The 16,077-nt window shown below is 74.2% G+C and carries 11 protein-coding genes, 1 pseudogene and 1 riboswitch; of the genes and pseudogenes, 6 read left to right on the top strand and 6 right to left on the bottom strand.

The features are described from left to right. Positions 1–595: 595 nt before the first annotated feature. Positions 596–1,753, bottom strand: a complete 1,158-nt coding sequence (locus OG370_RS20295) for a glutathione-independent formaldehyde dehydrogenase (protein WP_328466282.1) — start codon at positions 1,751–1,753, stop codon at positions 596–598. 221 nt (positions 1,754–1,974) lie between these two features. Here OG370_RS20295 and OG370_RS20300 point away from each other — a divergent pair, with 221 nt between their 5' ends. Beyond that, positions 1,975–2,733, top strand: a complete 759-nt coding sequence (locus OG370_RS20300; RefSeq protein WP_328466284.1) for a class I SAM-dependent methyltransferase — start codon at positions 1,975–1,977, stop codon at positions 2,731–2,733. 194 nt (positions 2,734–2,927) lie between these two features. Here the strand turns inward: OG370_RS20300 and OG370_RS20305 are convergent. Next, positions 2,928–3,227 (bottom strand): annotated as a pseudogene (locus OG370_RS20305) (MarR family winged helix-turn-helix transcriptional regulator); the annotation flags it as partial. Between the two features lie 85 nt (positions 3,228–3,312). On the opposite strand from OG370_RS20305, the gene OG370_RS20310 reads away from it, so the two are divergent. Beyond that, on the top strand, positions 3,313–3,957 hold the full coding sequence (locus tag OG370_RS20310) for an FMN-dependent NADH-azoreductase (protein WP_328466286.1): 645 nt from the start codon (positions 3,313–3,315) through the stop codon (positions 3,955–3,957). Between the two features lie 259 nt (positions 3,958–4,216). Here the strand turns inward: OG370_RS20310 and OG370_RS20315 are convergent, their stop codons facing one another. Next, complete coding sequence (locus OG370_RS20315; RefSeq protein ID WP_328466288.1) at positions 4,217–4,873, bottom strand: hypothetical protein; 657 nt, start codon at positions 4,871–4,873, stop codon at positions 4,217–4,219. A gap of 225 nt (positions 4,874–5,098) precedes the next feature. Here OG370_RS20315 and OG370_RS20320 point away from each other — a divergent pair, with 225 nt between their 5' ends. Further along, entirely contained in the window at positions 5,099–6,094 is a 996-nt protein-coding gene (locus tag OG370_RS20320; protein ID WP_328466290.1) for an ArsR family transcriptional regulator, read from the top strand. 72 nt (positions 6,095–6,166) lie between these two features. Here OG370_RS20320 and OG370_RS20325 read toward each other — a convergent pair whose 3' ends face one another. Next, entirely contained in the window at positions 6,167–6,346 is a 180-nt protein-coding gene (locus OG370_RS20325; protein ID WP_328466291.1) for a hypothetical protein, read from the bottom strand. 367 nt (positions 6,347–6,713) lie between these two features. On the opposite strand from OG370_RS20325, the gene OG370_RS20330 reads away from it, so the two are divergent. From OG370_RS20330 to OG370_RS20340, 3 genes are all read left to right on the top strand, one after another. Then, positions 6,714–8,600 (top strand): discoidin domain-containing protein, encoded by a 1,887-nt coding sequence (locus OG370_RS20330; protein WP_328466292.1) that lies wholly within the window; start codon positions 6,714–6,716, stop codon positions 8,598–8,600. Between the two features lie 246 nt (positions 8,601–8,846). Further along, the gene (locus tag OG370_RS20335) at positions 8,847–9,404 is read left to right on the top strand and encodes a hypothetical protein (RefSeq protein WP_328466294.1); all 558 of its coding nucleotides are present in this window, start codon (positions 8,847–8,849) and stop codon (positions 9,402–9,404) included. Positions 9,405–9,684: 280 nt separating this feature from the next. Further along, positions 9,685–10,887, top strand: coding sequence for a S8 family peptidase (locus OG370_RS20340; protein WP_328466296.1), 1,203 nt, complete (start codon positions 9,685–9,687; stop codon positions 10,885–10,887). 117 nt (positions 10,888–11,004) lie between these two features. Here OG370_RS20340 and OG370_RS20345 read toward each other — a convergent pair whose 3' ends face one another. Further along, a complete protein-coding gene (locus OG370_RS20345; RefSeq protein WP_328474267.1) occupies positions 11,005–11,949 on the bottom strand; it encodes a D-2-hydroxyacid dehydrogenase family protein in 945 nt (314 codons plus the stop codon). A gap of 77 nt (positions 11,950–12,026) precedes the next feature. Next, complete coding sequence (gene cobN / locus OG370_RS20350) at positions 12,027–15,791, bottom strand: cobaltochelatase subunit CobN (RefSeq protein WP_328466298.1); 3,765 nt, start codon at positions 15,789–15,791, stop codon at positions 12,027–12,029. 176 nt (positions 15,792–15,967) lie between these two features. Next, positions 15,968–16,075, bottom strand: a riboswitch (cobalamin riboswitch). Between the last annotated feature and the right edge of the window lie 2 nt (positions 16,076–16,077).

Raw genomic sequence — 16,077 nt, forward strand, 5'->3', positions numbered from 1 at the left:
ACCTGGAGTCCCGCCCTGCAGCGATTCGATCGTGAGAGCCACGTACCCGTCCCTTGAGCCGGCCACCACCTCGGTGAAGCACATCTCGCAGCCGGCGAACCGCACCCGGTCGCCGAACCCGCGGTGTCGGTGAGTTCGCCGGCGAGGGAGCCGGGCAAGCCGTGCGTCAACAGCGGCAGGATCTGGCCGACCAGCGGCTGCAGCAGTGGGCTGGTGGTTGCGGGTCTTCCGCCCAGCTACAGTTCCGCCTCAGTCAGCACCCGCCCCAATTCCGCATGCAGGGAACGGGCTTCAGGACTGATCTTCTTCATCCGCGCTGCCATCACGCGGATCTGTGCGGTGTCGAACCCGTGGAAACTCACCGGGCCGTGACCTCTGTCGCGGGTGTCGTGCCTGATCCGCCGCGCGGCTCGCCGATGCGCTGACGCATACCCGGTCGCTGTGCCATGGTTCCCCCCGGACCGATGTCGGCAACTGCCAAGCGGGAGTATAGAGCCACGTCGATTCGGTCAGTGCGGGGTGCGCTGGGTTTGACGTCGGTGGCCCCGGGCCGTCAACGGGTGGTGGCCGGCCCGGGGACCGGGTGGGGTGGGGGTCAGGCGGCGAGGGCGGGGTGGAGGACGACCTTGGTGTAGCCCTCCACCCGTTGGTCGAACTTCTCGTAGGCCATGGGGGCCTGCTCCAGGGGGAGTTCGTGGCTGACCACGAAGCTGGGGCGGGCCCGGCCCGCGGTGATCAGGTCGCGCAACTGGCGGTTGTACTGCTTGACGTTGCACTGCCCGGTGCCCATCCGCTGCCCCTTCTCGAACATCTTGCCGATCGAGACGAGCAGTTGGCCGTGGCGGGCGTGCTCGTCGGGGCCGCCGGGGTCGGACGGCACGTAGAGGCCGGGGATGCCCAGCCTGCCGGTCGGACGGACCGTCTCGACCAGGGAGTTGAGCACGCTCGCGGGCTCCTCGTGGCCGGTGTCGCGGCCGTCGTCGTGGCCCTGTGCCTGGTAGCCGACCGCGTCGATGCCCTTGTCGGTGCCCTCGCCGTCGGTGTGGTCACGGATCTGCCCGGCCGGATCGCTCTGCGTGAAGTCGATCGGCACCGCGCCGATCGTGTCGGCCTTGGCCAGCCGCTCGGGCACCCGGTCGACCACGAAGACCCTGGCCGCGCCGCGCAGCAGCGCCGAGTAGGCGGCCATCAGCCCGACCGGGCCGGCACCGTAGACCGCGACGGACTCGCCGGGGGAGACCTCGGCCAGTTCGCAGCCGTGGTAGCCGGTCGGGAAAATGTCGGCGAGCAGCACGAAGTCGGTCTCGAACTGCTCGCCCGGCGGCAGCTTGAGGCAGTTGAAGTCGGCGAACGGCACCCGTAGGTGCTCGGCCTGCCCGCCGAGGTACGGCCCCATGGCCACGTAGCCGTACGCGCCGCCGGCGAACCCCGGGTTCACCGTGAGGCAGAAACCGGTGTTGCCGGCCAGGCAGTTCTTGCAGAAGCCGCAGGCCACGTTGAACGGCATGACCACGCGGTCCCCGACCGCCAGAGACGCGACGCCCGAACCGATCTCCTCGACGATGCCCAGGTTCTCGTGGCCGAAGACGATGCCGGCCTCGGCCGCGGTGCGGCCCTCGTACATGTGCAGGTCCGATCCGCAGATCGCGGTGGACGTGACGCGGACGATCACGTCGTTGGGGTGCTGGATGCCGGGGGTGTCGACATCGGCGACCGCGACGGAGAAGGGTTTCTGGTAGACGACAGCCTTCATGTTCACCACCTCCGTGGTCCTTCCAGCGAACACCCGCGGGCGGGCAACTCAAAACGGTGCCGGGGCGCGCGGAGGCCGGTGCGGCGGCCGGCGGGGCGGGGCGGGGCGCGCACGTCGTCGTCGTGGCGGGAAACGCACGGACGACGCGGGCGTCGAAGGGGTCCGGCGGCGCCGTCACGGTGCGAGACTGGCGGGAGGAGCGTCACAAGGGGGCGGCGGCCATGGGCGTCTACTCGGAGCGGGTGCTGCCGCGGCTGGTCGACGCCGCCTGCGGATCACGGCAGGCCGCGGTGCTGCGCCGCCGGGTCTGCGCGCAACTCACCGGCGCGGTGGTGGAGATCGGCTTCGGCTCGGGGCGCAATGTGCCCTTCTACCCGCCCGCCGTGACCCGGGTGGACGCCGTGGAGCCCTCCGACACCGGCTGGCGGCTGGCCGGCGGCCGGGTGCGGGCCTCGTCCGTACCAGTGCTGCGCTCGGGCCAGGACGGGCAGGCGCTGCCGTACGCCGACGCGACCTTCGACGCGGCCGTCTCCACCTGGACGCTGTGCACGATCCCGGACCCGTACGCCGCCCTGCGGGAGGTACGGCGCGTGCTGCGGCCGGGCGGCACCCTGCGGTTCGTGGAGCACGGCCTCGCGCCCGACGCGGAGGTACGGCGCTGGCAGCGGCGGCTCGAACCGTTCCAGCGCCGGCTGGCCGGCGGCTGCCGGCTCACCCGCCCGATCCCGGACCTGCTGACCGGCGCGGGCTTCACGCTGACCGAGCTGGACGTGTTCTACGAGGAGGGCGCGCCGCGCTTCGTCGGCGCGATGTCGCTGGGCAGCGCGGTGGTGGCGGAGCCGTCGCGGGAGGAGTCGGCGCCGGAACGGGAGTCGGAGCGGGAGCCTGCGTCGGAGCCGCAGAGGTCGGATGCCGCGAGGCACGCGTCGTCGTCGGTGAGGCAGGACCCGGGCCCGGCGCCGGGGGAGCCCGCGAGCTGACCCTGCGCGGCCTCGTCCGCGCTCAGGCCGCCGAGCGCCTCCACCCGGTCGGGGGCGGGCCGGCCGGCCGCGGCGATCCGCAGCAGTTCGTACAGCGTCTCGCGCTGCGCGGGGTCGAGTGCGCCCAGGACGTCGTCCTCGGCGCCGGCCAGCGCGAACTCGGCCGCGGCCAGCCGCCGGATGCCCGGGTCGGTGAGGCTGACGATGTGGCGGCGCCGGTCCTCCGGTGAGCGGTGCCGCTCCACCAGGCCGTCGGCCTCCAGTTCGTTGAGCAGCCCGACGACGTTGGCCCGGTCCAGCATCAGGGTCGAGGACAGCGCCTGCTGGGTGCTGCCGTGCAGGTCCCGCAGGACCGTGAGCGCCACCAGGTGGCGCGGCCGCAGCCCGAGCGGCGCCAGCACGGACTCCCCGCGCAGCCGCATCCGCCGCGCGAGCTGGTCGAGCAGCGCTCCGGACCGCCTCGGCGGCTGGTTCAGCACGGGCAGAGAGGCCATTCCCCGAGTCTACCCAGTCCGCCGGGAATGGTGGCGTGCTATAAATCGTTGGTGCTACACAAACCATCTGTGGAAGGTCAACGACATGCCTCACCTCCTGCACATCGACGCGAGCATCCAGGGCGAGCGGTCCGTCAGCCGCAAGCTGACCGCGCGCGCCGCCGCCGTCTGGCGCGCGGCCCACCCGGCCGGGACCGTCACCCACCGGGACCTCGGCGCACACCCGCTGCCCCACCTGGTCCCCGCCACCGTGCACTCCGGCGCCGTTCCCGCGGCCGACCGCACTCCCGAGCAGGCCGCCGCCTGGGCGCTGAGCGAGGAGATCGTCGGCGAGGTCAAGGCGGCCGACACCGTCCTGCTCGGCCTGCCGCTCTACAACTTCGGCGCCCCCAGCGGCGTCAAGACCTGGGTCGACCACCTCATCGCGCCGGGGCTCTCGGTGGACGGCGAGACGATGGCACCGCTGCTCGGCGGGCGCGAGATGGTGGTGCTCGCGTCCCGCGGCGGCGGCTACGGCGCCGGCACGCCCCGCGAGGGCTGGGACCACGCCGAGCCCTGGCTCCCGCACGGTCTGTCGCTGACCGGCCTGGAGCCGCGCTTCATCACCGCGGAGCTGACGCTTGCCGGGAGCAACCCGGCGATGGCCGAGCTGGTGCCGCAGGCCGAGGAGAGCCTGGCGGCGGCCGAGGCCGCGATCGACGACCTGTGGAAGTCGCCGGTAGCGGTCTGACCGGACCCTCCCGGGTGCCGCGGAGCGGTCCGAACAGACCCTCCCGGGTGCCTCGCGCCCCTGGCACCCGGGACCACCTGCCGGTGGGGAGGCGCCCCACGCCGGTGCGCCTCCCGCGCGGCTCGGGGAACCGGGCGGCTCGGGGAACCGGGCCGCAGGCCCGGCCCCCGCGGCCTGCGTCCGGACCGACGGCCGCCGTGGGTCGGCCGCGCGGTTCCCCGCGCCCCTGTTGTGGCCGGCCGCCGCTGTCGGGGCCGGGTCAGGCGAGGGTTTTGCAGAGGTCGTCCGCCGGGCCGTGGAGTGCGAGCAGGGTGTGGCTGGTGCGGCCACCGGCGGGGGCGATCCGCACCGACATGAAGCCGTGGGCGACGATCCACCGGTTGTGGGGGTGGTCGGCGGTGTGGAAGCCGGCGGACCAGTCGTTGCCGCTGAGCACGCTGACACCTGGCGCCGGGTAGGTGATCACACCGGTGCCGGAGATGTCGCTGACCACGGAACGGCCGGTGGCGAGGTTGGTGGTCCGCATCAGCAGCGGGCCGCTCTCGATCGCGAACACCGGGTCGCCCGCGTCGTCGGTCCAGGTCTTCAGCGTCAGGTCGGCGACCGGGAAGTCCGCGTGCGAGGGGAACGCGCAGACCTCGCCCGCCGGGTAGTCGAACGGCTCCTGCACCGGGTGCGTGACGACCGGACCGTGCAGGCCGGGCGGCGGCGCCGGGGACAGCGGAAACACGGCGGCCTGACCCGCATCGGCCACGACGGCCCCGTCCGCGTACGCGTCCCCGTCCCCGTACCCACTCGCACTCGCACTCGCGGGTCCGCCGAGCAGTACGGCGACCGCACCCGTCACCGTGGCGGCGACCCCGATCCGCCACCCCCACCGCCCGCCGCGTACACCCCTTCGCCCGCTGATGCCCATCGCGCCGCCTCCTCCCGTCCCGTCGTCCGCTACGACGTCGTCCGATCGCCGTCATCCGCCGCGGGGTCGCCGAATCCCGTGCCCGGCACGTCCGTTCGCCCCCCGTAAACCCAGACGAACGGAAGCGCCGCGCCCGCTCAGCGTGGCGTGTACAAAGGACGTGAGGGAAGACTTTTCGATCCTGCCCGAAATGACGCGGCCGGGTCGGGCGGGGAGGCGGGCATCATGCGAATCCACTTCACGCTGGACGATCTGGCCCGCACCCGGCTGGCACCCGCGCCGAGCCCGCTGGCGATGACCAGCCTCAGCGTCTACCGGCTCGGCCACGGACCGCCCTCGCCCGGCCTCGACCTGTGGCGCCGCACCGTACGGGCCGGGCTGCGGGCCTCGACCGACGGCGGGTACGACCCGTTCGCCGAGCTGGCGCCGACCGCGCCGTCCCACCCCGTGCCCCGCTTCCTGCGGCCGTACGCCGGACTGCGCACGCTGGACGAGGAGTTGGAGCGGTTACGGGCGACGCCCCGGCAGTCGCTGCGGGCGGACATCGACTACATCGCGCGCCACCGCGACCTGCCGCCCCGGACGGTCCGCGACCTCGCCGACGCCCGTCCGCACGAGACCGCGCGCCTCGCCGCCGCCGTACGCGCCTACCACCGCGTGGCGGTCGCCCCGTACCGCGAAGGGCTGGCCGCCGCGCTCGCCGCCGACCGCGCCGTGCGCAGCCGCCAACTCCTGGACGGCGGCGTCGAGTCCGTGCTGCGCGGCCTCCACCCGCGGATGCGCTGGCGGCCGCCGGTGCTGGAACTCGTCGGGCACGGCGACGGCGACGAGTACCGGCTCGGCGGACGCGGCCTCGTCCTGGCGCCGGGCGCGTTCAGCACGTACGTGCCCTGCGACCCCGCCGACGAGCAACCCACCCTCTACTACGAGGTCTTCGGCGGCGGCGCCCGGCCCGCCCTCTTCACCCACCTCGCCCTGCCCGACGACCGCCGCACCGCGCTGGCCGCCCTCCTCGGGCACAGCCGCGCCGCCGTCCTCCAGGTCGCCGCCGACGGCGCCTCCACCAACCAACTCGCCGCACGCGCGGGCCTGTCGGCGGCCTCCGCCTCCAAACACGCGAGCGTCCTGCGCGACGCCGGCCTGCTCGCCACCCATCGCACCGGCCGCGCCGTCCACCACACCCTCACCCCCTTGGGCGCCCAACTCCTTTTGGCACCCTGACCCGTGGGGCGCCGCCGCCCCAAGTCCCTCCGCCCGCACGGGGGAACAGCCGAGGCCGAGCACCCGGGCCGATCACGCGCACGCGGCATGTACGGCGTCGCTGACCGCACTTTGGTGGTGGGCTCCTTCGTGGCCGCCGGTGAGCAGGTCGGTGAGGTGGACCAAGACCAGACCGCGGGCCGGGTCCGCCCAGGCGAGACAGCGGTTGCTCCCGTTGTGCCCGAAGGTGTCGGCGGCACTGCTCCGCCCCATGGGGGCCGGCCCCGGGACGGCCCGCTGCCCGCGCCGCCCGCCCGCCACCACCGTACGGCCCCGCCCGGAACCGCCGTCCCGCCGAGCCCAGGCCGATCCGCGTGCCCCGCGCCGATCCGGGCCGCCCGCGCCGACGGCTTCCGGGCCGCTCGCGCCAACGACTTCCGGGTGACCGGCACCCGACGGATTCCGGGCAGCCGCGCGGCTCGACTCCGTAAACGTTGCCGTTCTCTTGACACCGCTCGGAGCCAGGGCCGATTCTCCTGGGTGTGCCTGAGAGCGCTCTCAGGCACTGCCGGGTTCTCTCCGACCGGCAACGCGCACGACCCCCCACAACCCCCCACAGGAGAAGGAGAGGGAGGACAGCATGTCCACCCCAGAAACGCGCGTACCACCACCGCGCCGTCGAGGCGGTGCACGGCACGGGATACGCGGCGGCCGCGCCGTGGTCGGGCTGATCGCCGCGGTCGCGGCGTTCACCGGCCTCGCCCTGGCCGGTTCGCCGTCCGCGATGGCCACCACGGGCGCCAACGCGAACACGAGCACGGCCGCGAAGGCCGCGCCGGCGGCGAAGGCGGCGAAGGCGGCCGCAGCCAAGCCCGCCGCGGCACCCTCCGACGTGCCGGCCGCGCCGGCCGGGTTCAGCACCACCTGGAGCGACGACTTCAACGGCGCCGCCAACTCCGCGCTGGACACCGGCACCTGGCGCTACGACGACGGCGCCGGCGCGAACTTCGGCACCGGCGAGATCGAGACCACGACCAACAGCACCTCCAACGTCTACCACGACGGCAACGGCCACCTGGTGCTGAAGGCGCTGCACGACGGCACCGACCCCAACTCCGGCTGGACCTCCGGCCGGGTGGAGACGCAGGCGGACGGGTTCGGCGCGCGGCCGGGCGGCGTGGTGCGCGTCCAGGCGTCGATCCAGCAGCCGAACCTCGACACCACCAGCGGCGCGGGCTACTGGCCGGCGTTCTGGATGCTGGGCTCGCCGCTGCGGGTCGGTGTCGGCTGGCCGGGCTCCGGCGAGGTCGACATCATGGAGGACATCAACGCCCGCAGCTCGGTGTTCGGCACGCTGCACTGCGGGGTGAGCCCCGGCGGGCCGTGCAACGAGTCGACCGGCATCGGTTCCGGTGAGCGCGCCTGCGCGGGCTGCCAGACCGGGTACCACACCTACGCGGTGGAGATCGACCGCTCGACGTCGCCCGAGCAGATCCGCTACTACCTCGACGGCGCCGAGTACTTCACCATCAACTCCAGCCAGGTGGACGCCACCACCTGGGCCAACGCCGTCGACCACAGCTACTACGTGATCTTCGACCTGGCGATCGGCGGCGCCTTCCCTGGCGCCTTCGGCGGCGGCCCGACCGCCGCGACCGCGTCCGGCGGCCAGATGAACATCGACTACGTGGCCGTCTACAACAAGCCGGCCGCCGGCGACCTCGGCCCGAACATCGCGCAGGGCAAGCCGACCACGTCCTCCTCGAACGAGAGCGCGGACTTCCCGGCGTCCAACGCGACCGACGGCGACATCTCCACCCGCTGGTCGAGCGGCTTCTCCGACCCGCAGTGGGTCCAGGTCGACCTCGGCCAGTCCTACGCCCTCACGCACGCGAGCCTCACCTGGGAGGCGGCCGCGGCATCGGCCTACCAGCTACAGGTGTCCGCCGACGGCCAGAACTGGACCACCGTCTACACCAACAACAACAGCCCGCAGGACCTCCAGGACACCGCGCTGAACACCACGGCGCGCTACGTGCGGGTCTACGCGACCGCGAGAGCGAGCCAGTACGGCGACTCGCTCTACGAGTTGGCGCTGTACGGCACGCCGTCGGACGGCGGCAACCCGGGCGGCGGCACGGCCACGCTGCTGTCCCAGGGCAAGACGGCCACCGCCTCCTCCACGGAGAACGCGAGCTTCCCGGCGTCCGCCGCGGTCGACGGCGACACCGGCACCCGCTGGTCGAGCGGCTTCTCCGACCCGCAGTGGCTCCAGGTCGACCTCGGCGCCACGCACACGATCAGCCAGGTGAAGCTCGACTGGGAACCCGCGTACGCGACGGCGTTCCAGATCCAGACCTCGCCCGACGGCCAGAACTGGACGTCGGTCTACTCCACCACCAGCGGGACCGGCGGCGAGCAGACGTTGCCGGTGACCGGATCGGGCCGCTACGTGCGCCTGTACGGCACGCAGCGGGCCACGCAGTACGGGTACTCCCTCTGGGAGTTCCAGGTCTACGGCAGCTGATCCGGACGCGCCCTGGTGCCAACTCCCCGCCGCACCAGGGCGCCCCTTCCACTGAGCCGTGCGGGCCGGGCTGTCAGGACCGGCCCGCACGGCTCCTCCGTCCGCAGCCGGAAGCACCGTTCCGGCCGCGCCCAGCCCCGGGCGCGGCCATGGGGGCGTAAAGGGGGTGCCAGGAAGGGCGCGCCGGGCGTCAGGGGGGCGTCAAGGAAGGGCTCGCGAGCCCGGCCGAAACCTAGCGTCTGGGGCATGGGACACGGTGAGCACTCCGGCGCGGTACCCCGGGCGCGGATCGGCGGAGCGGACGGCCCCGCGGTCGCGGCCGATCGCGCGTGGGCCGGGCGGCTGTGGAGCGCGTACGGCGCGGCCGCGACGGTGCTGGCCGTGGCGCTGGTGATGGACGGGTGGGACGGCACGCTGGACATGCTGCGGCTCGCGGCGTGCGGGGTGCTCTCGACGGCGCTGTTCGCGATCCTGCTGCCGGCGCGCACCACGGCGGGCGACGGCTGGCTGGAGGTGCGCGGGCTGGTGCGCAGGCGGCGCGTGCACACGGACTACCTGGTGTCGGCGCGGTTCCTGGGGGAGATAGACCGCCGGGTGGTGCTGCGCGACGCGTTCGGCGGGCGCGTGTCGGTGGAGGTGCGGGTGCTGCTCGCCAACCCGTTCCTGTGGCACGAGCTCGACCGCGGCGCCCGGCGCGCCCACACCGCCGGGCTGCTCCCCGACCGCAGCGCGCTGCGCGAACTGGCCGAGTCGATCGACACGGCCGGCGCCCGTGAGCTGCTGTCGGCCGCGGGCATGCCCTGACGGGCGGTCGTGGCGCCCGATCGGCTGACGCGGAAGCGCGGCAGGTGTGTCGGGGTGGGAGGCGGCCCCGGTCGCGGCGGATGGTGGTGGGTGGTGGTGGCGCCCGCCGGACGCGCTCTCGTTCCGCGTGTGGACGTTCGCGCCGCTCCAGAAGCCCAGCAGCCCAGCAGCTCAGTCGCTCAGCAATTCAGCAGCTCCGAAGCTCCGTATCCCGGTAGCCGCCGTGGCCCTCGTGGCCCCTGCGGTTCCCCCACCGAACCCCCCACCCCACGGAGACCGAATGCGCCTGTTCGCGCGCGGCCTGTCCGCCGCCCTCCTCCTCGCACCCCTGGCCGTCCTGCCGTCCGCCGCGTCCGCCGCGGCGGCGCCCCTGCCGGGGCCGGCCAGGCCCGCCCCCGCCCCGCTGATCGCCGCCTCCGGCGACGCGGTGCCCGGCCAGTACATCGTGACCCTCGACAAGGGCGTGAACCTCACCGGCGAGGTCCGCACCCTGGGCATCAGGCCGCTGTTCAGCTACGACAAGGTGCTGCACGGCTTCGCGGCCGCGCTGACCGCCTCCCAGCTCGACACCGTGCGCGACACCCCGGGTGTCACGGCGGTCGAGCAGAACGGCCGGGTCACCGGCTCCGACCTCACGGTCAGCGGGCCGCACAGCCGGGCCACGGCCACCAGTTGGGGCCTGGACCGGATCGACCAGCACAACCTGCCGCTGGACGACGAGTTCAGCACCGTCGGGACCGGCGCCGGCGGCACCGCGTACATCATGGACACCGGGATCGACTTCGGGCACCGCGAGTTCGGCGACCGCGCGGTACCCGGGTTCGACGCGGTCGGCGACGGCCAGGACGGCCAGGACTGCCACGGCCACGGCACGCATGTCGCGGGCACCGTCGGCGGCGCCACGTTCGGCGTCGCGCCCAAGGCGACGCTGGTGAGCGTGCGCGTGCTGGACTGCAACGGCAGCGGCAGTGACGCCGAGGTGATCGCCGGGTTCGACTGGGTGGCGAAGAACGCCCAGCAGCCCGCGGTGCTCAACGCCTCGCTCGGCGGCGACTACTCCCCGGCACTCAACTCGGCCGTAGACGCGCTGGCCGACAGCGGGGTGCTGCCGGTGGTCGCGGCCGGCAACGACACCAAAGACAGCTGCGGGGCCTCCCCGGCGAGCGCCGGCCAGGCACTGGCGGTGGGCGCGACCGACCGCGCCGACGACGAGACCGGCTTCAGCAACTACGGCACCTGCGTGGCGCTCTTCGCGCCCGGCCAGGACATCATCTCGGCGAAGCTCGGCGGCGGCAGCGTCGCCAAGAGCGGCACGTCGATGGCCAGCCCGCACGTGGCCGGCGCCGCACTGCTCTACAAGACCGAGCACCCGTCGGCGACCGCCGAGCAGGTCAAGGCCGCGCTGGTCGACAGCAGCACCGAGGGCGTGCTGACGGTCGAGCACAACTCCCCGAACCGGCTGCTGTTCACCGGCGGCCTGTAGGCACCACCCGGTAGGACCCGGTAGGACCCGGTAGGAGACCGGGTACGACGGCGGCGCGCCCGTACGGCCGGAAGGCCCGAAGGCCCGAAGGCCCGAAGGCCCGAGAGCCCTTCCTGATCAGAGGGTCCGTACGGGCGCGCCCGCCCGCCACGCCTCGATGTCCTCGACGGCGTCGGTGTAGAAGATCCGGTACGTCGTGTCGGTCACGTAGCCCATGTGCGGGGAGAGCAGGGTGCGGGGCGCCGCACGCAGCCAGTGGCCGTCGGGCAGCGGCTCGGTGTCGTAGACGTCCAGGCCGACGCCGGCCGGGCGGTCCGTGGCGAGGGCCCGGCGCAGCGCGTCCTCGTCGATCAGCCCGAACCGCGAGGTGTTGACGAGGTACGCGTCCGGGCGCATGGCGCCGAGTTCGGCGTCGCCGACGAGGCCGCGGGTGCCGTCGGCGAGCACCATGTGCACGGTGACGACCTTCGCGGTGGCGAACAGCTCGTCCTTCGCGACCAGCCGGGCGCCGCTCTCGGCCGCGCGCTCCGCGGTGAGGTTCGGGCTCCAGGCGACCACGTCCATCCCGAAGGCGGCTCCCACCGCGGCCACTTGGGCGCCCAGCCGGCCGAGGCCGACGACGCCCAGCACGTCGCCCGCCAGGTCCGGCGCGATCCGCTGCTGCCAGCCGCCGGCCCGGATCGCGGCGTCGTCGGCGGCGACCTGGCGGACCAGGCCGAGGATCATCGCCCAGGTCAGCTCGGCGGTGCCGGTCGGATGGGTGCGGGTGCCGCTGACCAGCACGCCGAACTCGGCGGCCGCGGCCACGTCGACGGCCGCGTTGCGCATGCCGGTGGTGACCAGCAGCCGCAGCCGGGGCAGCCGCCGCAGCACCTCGCGCGGGAAGGCGGTGCGCTCGCGCATCGCCACCACCACGTCGAACGGCTCCAGGGCGGCGACCAGTTCGTCACGGTCGGCGAGGTGCCCGGGGAAGAAGACCGTCTCGGCCCCGGGCAGCCGCCCGGACCAGTCGGCCAGCGACTCGGCGACCTGCTGGTAGTCGTCCAGTACGGCGACACGCATCGGCACGGCGGCTCCTCCTGGGTGGGTCTCCTGGGGTCTCCTGGCTGCGGCGATCCTACGACCGCGCTCTCTGGGGCCTACCCCGCGCTGTCCTCCGCGTCGCCGCCTTCGAGGTCGCCCTCGGTGTCCAGGTAGACCTGGCGCAGTTCGGCGAGCACCGCGGGGTCGGGCTCGGCCCACATGCCGCGGGACTCGGCCTCCAGCAGGCGTTCGGCGATGCCGTGCAGGGCCCAGGGGTTGGCGTCCTGGAGGAAGGCGCGGTTGGCGGGGTCGAGGACGTACGCCTCGGTGATCTTGTCGTACATCCAGTCGGCGACGACGCCGGTGGTCGCGTCGTAGCCGAACAGGTAGTCGACGGTGGCGGCGAGTTCGAAGGCGCCCTTGTAGCCGTGCCGGCGCATCGCCTCGATCCAGCGCGGGTTGACCACGCGGGCGCGGAAGACCCGGGAGGTCTCCTCGACCAGGGTGCGGGTGCGGACGGTCTCGGGGCGGGTGGAGTCGCCGATGTACGCCTCGGGGGCGGTGCCGCGCAGCGCCCGGACCGCGGCGACCATGCCGCCGTGGTACTGGAAGTAGTCGTCGGAGTCGGCGATGTCGTGCTCGCGGGTGTCGGTGTTCTTCGCGGCGACGGCGATCCGGCGGTAGGCGGTCTCCATCTCGCCGCGGGCCGCCCGGCCGTCCAGGCCCCGGCCGTAGGCGTACCCGCCCCACACGGTGTAGACCTCGGCGAGGTCGGCGTCGGTGCGCCAGTCTCGGGAGTCGATGAGCTGGAGCAGCCCGGCGCCGTACGTGCCCGGCCGGGAGCCGAAGATGCGGGTGGTGGCGCGGCGCTCGTCGCCGTGTTCGGCGAGGTCGGCGCGGGTGTGGGCGCGGACGTGGTTGCGGTCGTCGGGCTCGTCGAGGGAGGCGGCCAGCCGGACCGCGTCGTCCAGGAGGGCGACGGTGTGCGGGAAGGCGTCCCGGAAGAAGCCCGAGATGCGCAGGGTGACGTCGATCCGGGGGCGGCCGAGCTCGTCCAGCGGCACGGGCTCCAGGCCGGTGACGCGGCGGGAGGCGTCGTCCCACACCGGGCGGATGCCGAGCAGGGCGAGCGCCTCGGCGATGTCGTCGCCCGCGGTGCGCATCGCGGAGGTGCCCCACAGGGACAGCCCGACGGAGGCGGGCCAGTCGCCGTTGTCGGTGCGGTAGCGGGTCAGCAGGGAGTCGGCGAGGGCCTGTCCGGTCTCCCAGGCGAGCCGGGAGGGCACCGCCTTGGGGTCCACGGAGTAGAAGTTGCGGCCGGTGGGCAGCACGTTGACCAGGCCGCGCAGCGGCGAGCCGGACGGCCCGGCGGGTACGAAGCCGCCCGCCAGGGCATGCACGGTGCGGTCGAGTTCGTCGGTGGTCGCGGCGAGCCGGGGCGCCACCTCGCGAGCGGCGAACTCCATGACGGCGGCGGCCTGTTCGCCGTACCCGGCGGTGGCCGCGGGCACGGCGGCCGGGTCCCAGCCGGCGTCCTCCATCGCCTGGACCAGGGCGCGGGCGCGCTCCTCGACGGCGTCGGCGGCGGTGCGGGTGGCGGCGGACTCGTCCAGGCCGAGGGCCTCGCGCAGCCCGGGCAGGGCCGCGGTGCCGCCCCAGATCTGCCGGGCCCGCAGGATCGCCAGCACCAGGTTGACCCGGTCGGTGCCGGCCGGGGCCTGGCCGAGGACGTGCAGGCCGTCGCGGATCTGGGCGTCCTTGATCTCGCACAGCCAGCCGTCGACGTGCAGCAGGAAGTCGTCGAAGCCCTCGTCGTCGGGGCGGTCGTCCAGGCCGAGGTCGTGGTCGAGGCGGGCGGCCTGGATCAGGGTCCAGATCTGGGCGCGGATGGCGGGCAGCTTCGCCGGGTCCATCGCGGCGATCTGGGCGTGCTCGTCCATCAGCTGTTCGAGGCGGGCGATGTCGCCGTAGGAGTCGGCGCGGGCCATCGGCGGCACGAGGTGGTCGATGAGGGTGGCGTGCGCGCGGCGCTTGGCCTGGGTGCCCTCGCCCGGGTCGTTGACCAGGAACGGGTAGATCAGCGGCAGGTCGCCGAGCACCGCGTCCGGGCCGCAGGCGGCGGAGAGCCCGGCGTTCTTGCCGGGCAGCCACTCCAGGTTGCCGTGCTTGCCGAGGTGGATCATCGCGTCGGCGCCGAACCCGCCGTCCGCGGCCGGGGCGGAGATCCAGTGGTACGCCGCCAGGTAGTGGTGCGAGGGCGGCAGGTCGGGGTCGTGGTAGATCGCGATCGGGTTCTCGCCGAAGCCGCGCGGCGGCTGGATGAGGATCAGCAGGTTCCCGTGCCGGAGCGCGGCGAGCACGATGTCGCCCTCGGGGTTGCGGCTGCGGTCCACGAAGAGCTCGCCGGGCGGCGGGCCCCAGTGCCGCTCCACCGCGGCGCGCAACTCCTGCGGCAAGGTGGCGTACCAGCGGCGGTAGTCGGCGGCGGGGACCCGTACCGGGTTGCTGGCCAGTTGCTCCTCGGTGAGCCAGTCCTGGTCGTGGCCGCCGGCGTCGATGAGGGCGCGGATGAGGGCGTCGCCGGAGTGGGGAGCGGGGTCGGGCGTACGTTCCAGGTCGTCGCCAGGGTGAGGGTCGCCGGGGGTGCGGTCGGGGGCGTTCGCCGGTGCCGGCCCGGTGTCCAGGCCGGTGTCCAGGCCCGGGACCGGGTCGGGGCCGAAGTCGTAGCCCTCCTCGCGCAGCCGGCGCAGCAGGACCATCGCGCTGGCGGGGGTGTCGAGGCCGACCGCGTTGCCGATGCGGGAGTGCTTGGTCGGGTAGGCGGAGAGCACCAGGGCGAGGCGCTTGTCGGCGGCGGGTATGTGGCGCAGCCGGGCGTGCCGTACGGCGATACCGGCCACCCGGGCGGCGCGTTCGGGGTCGGCGACGTACGCGGGCAGGCCGTCGGCGTCGACCTCCTTGAACGAGAACGGGACGGTGATCAGCCGCCCGTCGAACTCCGGCACCGCGATCTGGGTGGCCGCGTCCAGCGGCGAGACGCCCTCGTCGCTCGCCAGCCAGGCGGCGCGCGAGCCGGTCAGGCAGAGCGCCTGGAGCACCGGCACGTCCAGGCCGGTGAGCGCGCCCGCGTCCCACGCGTCGTCGTCGCCGCCCGCGGACGCCTCGGCGGGCCGGGTGCCGCCGGCCGCGAGCACGGTGGTGACGATCACGTCGGCGGCGGCCAGTTCGGCGACGAGTTCGGGCTCGGGGGTGCGCAGGGAGGCGACGAAGTACGGCAGCGCGCGGCCGCCGCCCGCCTCGATCGCGTCGCACAGGGCCGCGACGAAGCCGGTGTTCCCGCTCATGTGGTGGGCGCGGTAGTAGAGCACGGCGACGGCGGGGGCCTGCGCGGACGTCTCGGCGGCCGTGCGCTCCAGCGGGCCCCAGGACGGCGCGGGCGCGGGCGGGTCGAAGCCGTGGCCGGTGAGCAGCACCGTGTCGGACAGGAAGCGGGCGAGCTGCTCCAGGTTGGCGGGCCCGCCGTGCGCGAGGTACGCGTGCGCCTCGGCGGCGAGGCCCACCGGCACCGTGGAGGCCGCCATCAGCTGGGCGTCCGGGGCCTGTTCACCGCTCAGTACGACCACGGGGAGGCCGGTGGCCAGCAGCGCGTCCAGCCCCTCCTGCCACGCCCGCAGGCCGCCGAGCAGGCGTACGACGACCAGGCCGGCGCCCTCCAGCAGCCCCGGCAGGTCTTCCAGGGCGAGGCGGGTCGGGTTCGCGAAGCGATACGGCGCCGGCCCGCCCGCCGCCCGCGCGCTCAGCAGATCCGTGTCGGAAGTGCTCAGCAGCAGAACGCTTTCGCGGTGCCCCTGACCCCGCGGGTCGCTGAGGGCCGCGGGCAACTGCGCGCTCAGCCCAGGCGCACCGGCGGACGAAGACGCGTCGGCAAGGGGCGGCCCCTCGCTCGCCGGAGAGGTGGTCCTGGAACCGGCAGAACGGGGCAACTCGGGAGGACCCGTAACGGTCACGGCAAACCCTTCCTCGGGGTGTCCGCGCCCCGGGCAGTGTCGGACGGCGGGAGTTCCTGGCTCGCTCGACCGCCGGAGGCACCCGGTGGTCAAGTTCACAGTGGCGGGACCGCGCCGGATTCGCACCGGGCTTCCTCCCCTGTCGCCGTCTGCGGCGATG

Source organism: Streptomyces sp. NBC_00448 (genome assembly GCF_036014115.1).
Lineage (GTDB): Bacteria > Actinomycetota > Actinomycetes > Streptomycetales > Streptomycetaceae > Actinacidiphila.

Bases quoted from the DNA above. Each gene is read 5' to 3' on its own strand.
- OG370_RS20330 (WP_328466292.1), top strand. From the start codon at position 6,714: ATGTCCACCCCAGAAACGCGCGTACCACCACCGCGCCGTCGAGGCGGT.
- OG370_RS20295 (WP_328466282.1), bottom strand. From the start codon at position 1,753: ATGAAGGCTGTCGTCTACCAGAAACCCTTCTCCGTCGCGGTCGCCGAT.
- OG370_RS20340 (WP_328466296.1), top strand. From the start codon at position 9,685: ATGCGCCTGTTCGCGCGCGGCCTGTCCGCCGCCCTCCTCCTCGCACCC.
- OG370_RS20315 (WP_328466288.1), bottom strand. From the start codon at position 4,873: ATGGGCATCAGCGGGCGAAGGGGTGTACGCGGCGGGCGGTGGGGGTGG.
- OG370_RS20320 (WP_328466290.1), top strand. From the start codon at position 5,099: ATGCGAATCCACTTCACGCTGGACGATCTGGCCCGCACCCGGCTGGCA.
- OG370_RS20310 (WP_328466286.1), top strand. From the start codon at position 3,313: ATGCCTCACCTCCTGCACATCGACGCGAGCATCCAGGGCGAGCGGTCC.
- OG370_RS20325 (WP_328466291.1), bottom strand. From the start codon at position 6,346: ATGGGGCGGAGCAGTGCCGCCGACACCTTCGGGCACAACGGGAGCAAC.
- OG370_RS20345 (WP_328474267.1), bottom strand. From the start codon at position 11,949: ATGCGTGTCGCCGTACTGGACGACTACCAGCAGGTCGCCGAGTCGCTG.
- OG370_RS20335 (WP_328466294.1), top strand. From the start codon at position 8,847: ATGGGACACGGTGAGCACTCCGGCGCGGTACCCCGGGCGCGGATCGGC.
- OG370_RS20300 (WP_328466284.1), top strand. From the start codon at position 1,975: ATGGGCGTCTACTCGGAGCGGGTGCTGCCGCGGCTGGTCGACGCCGCC.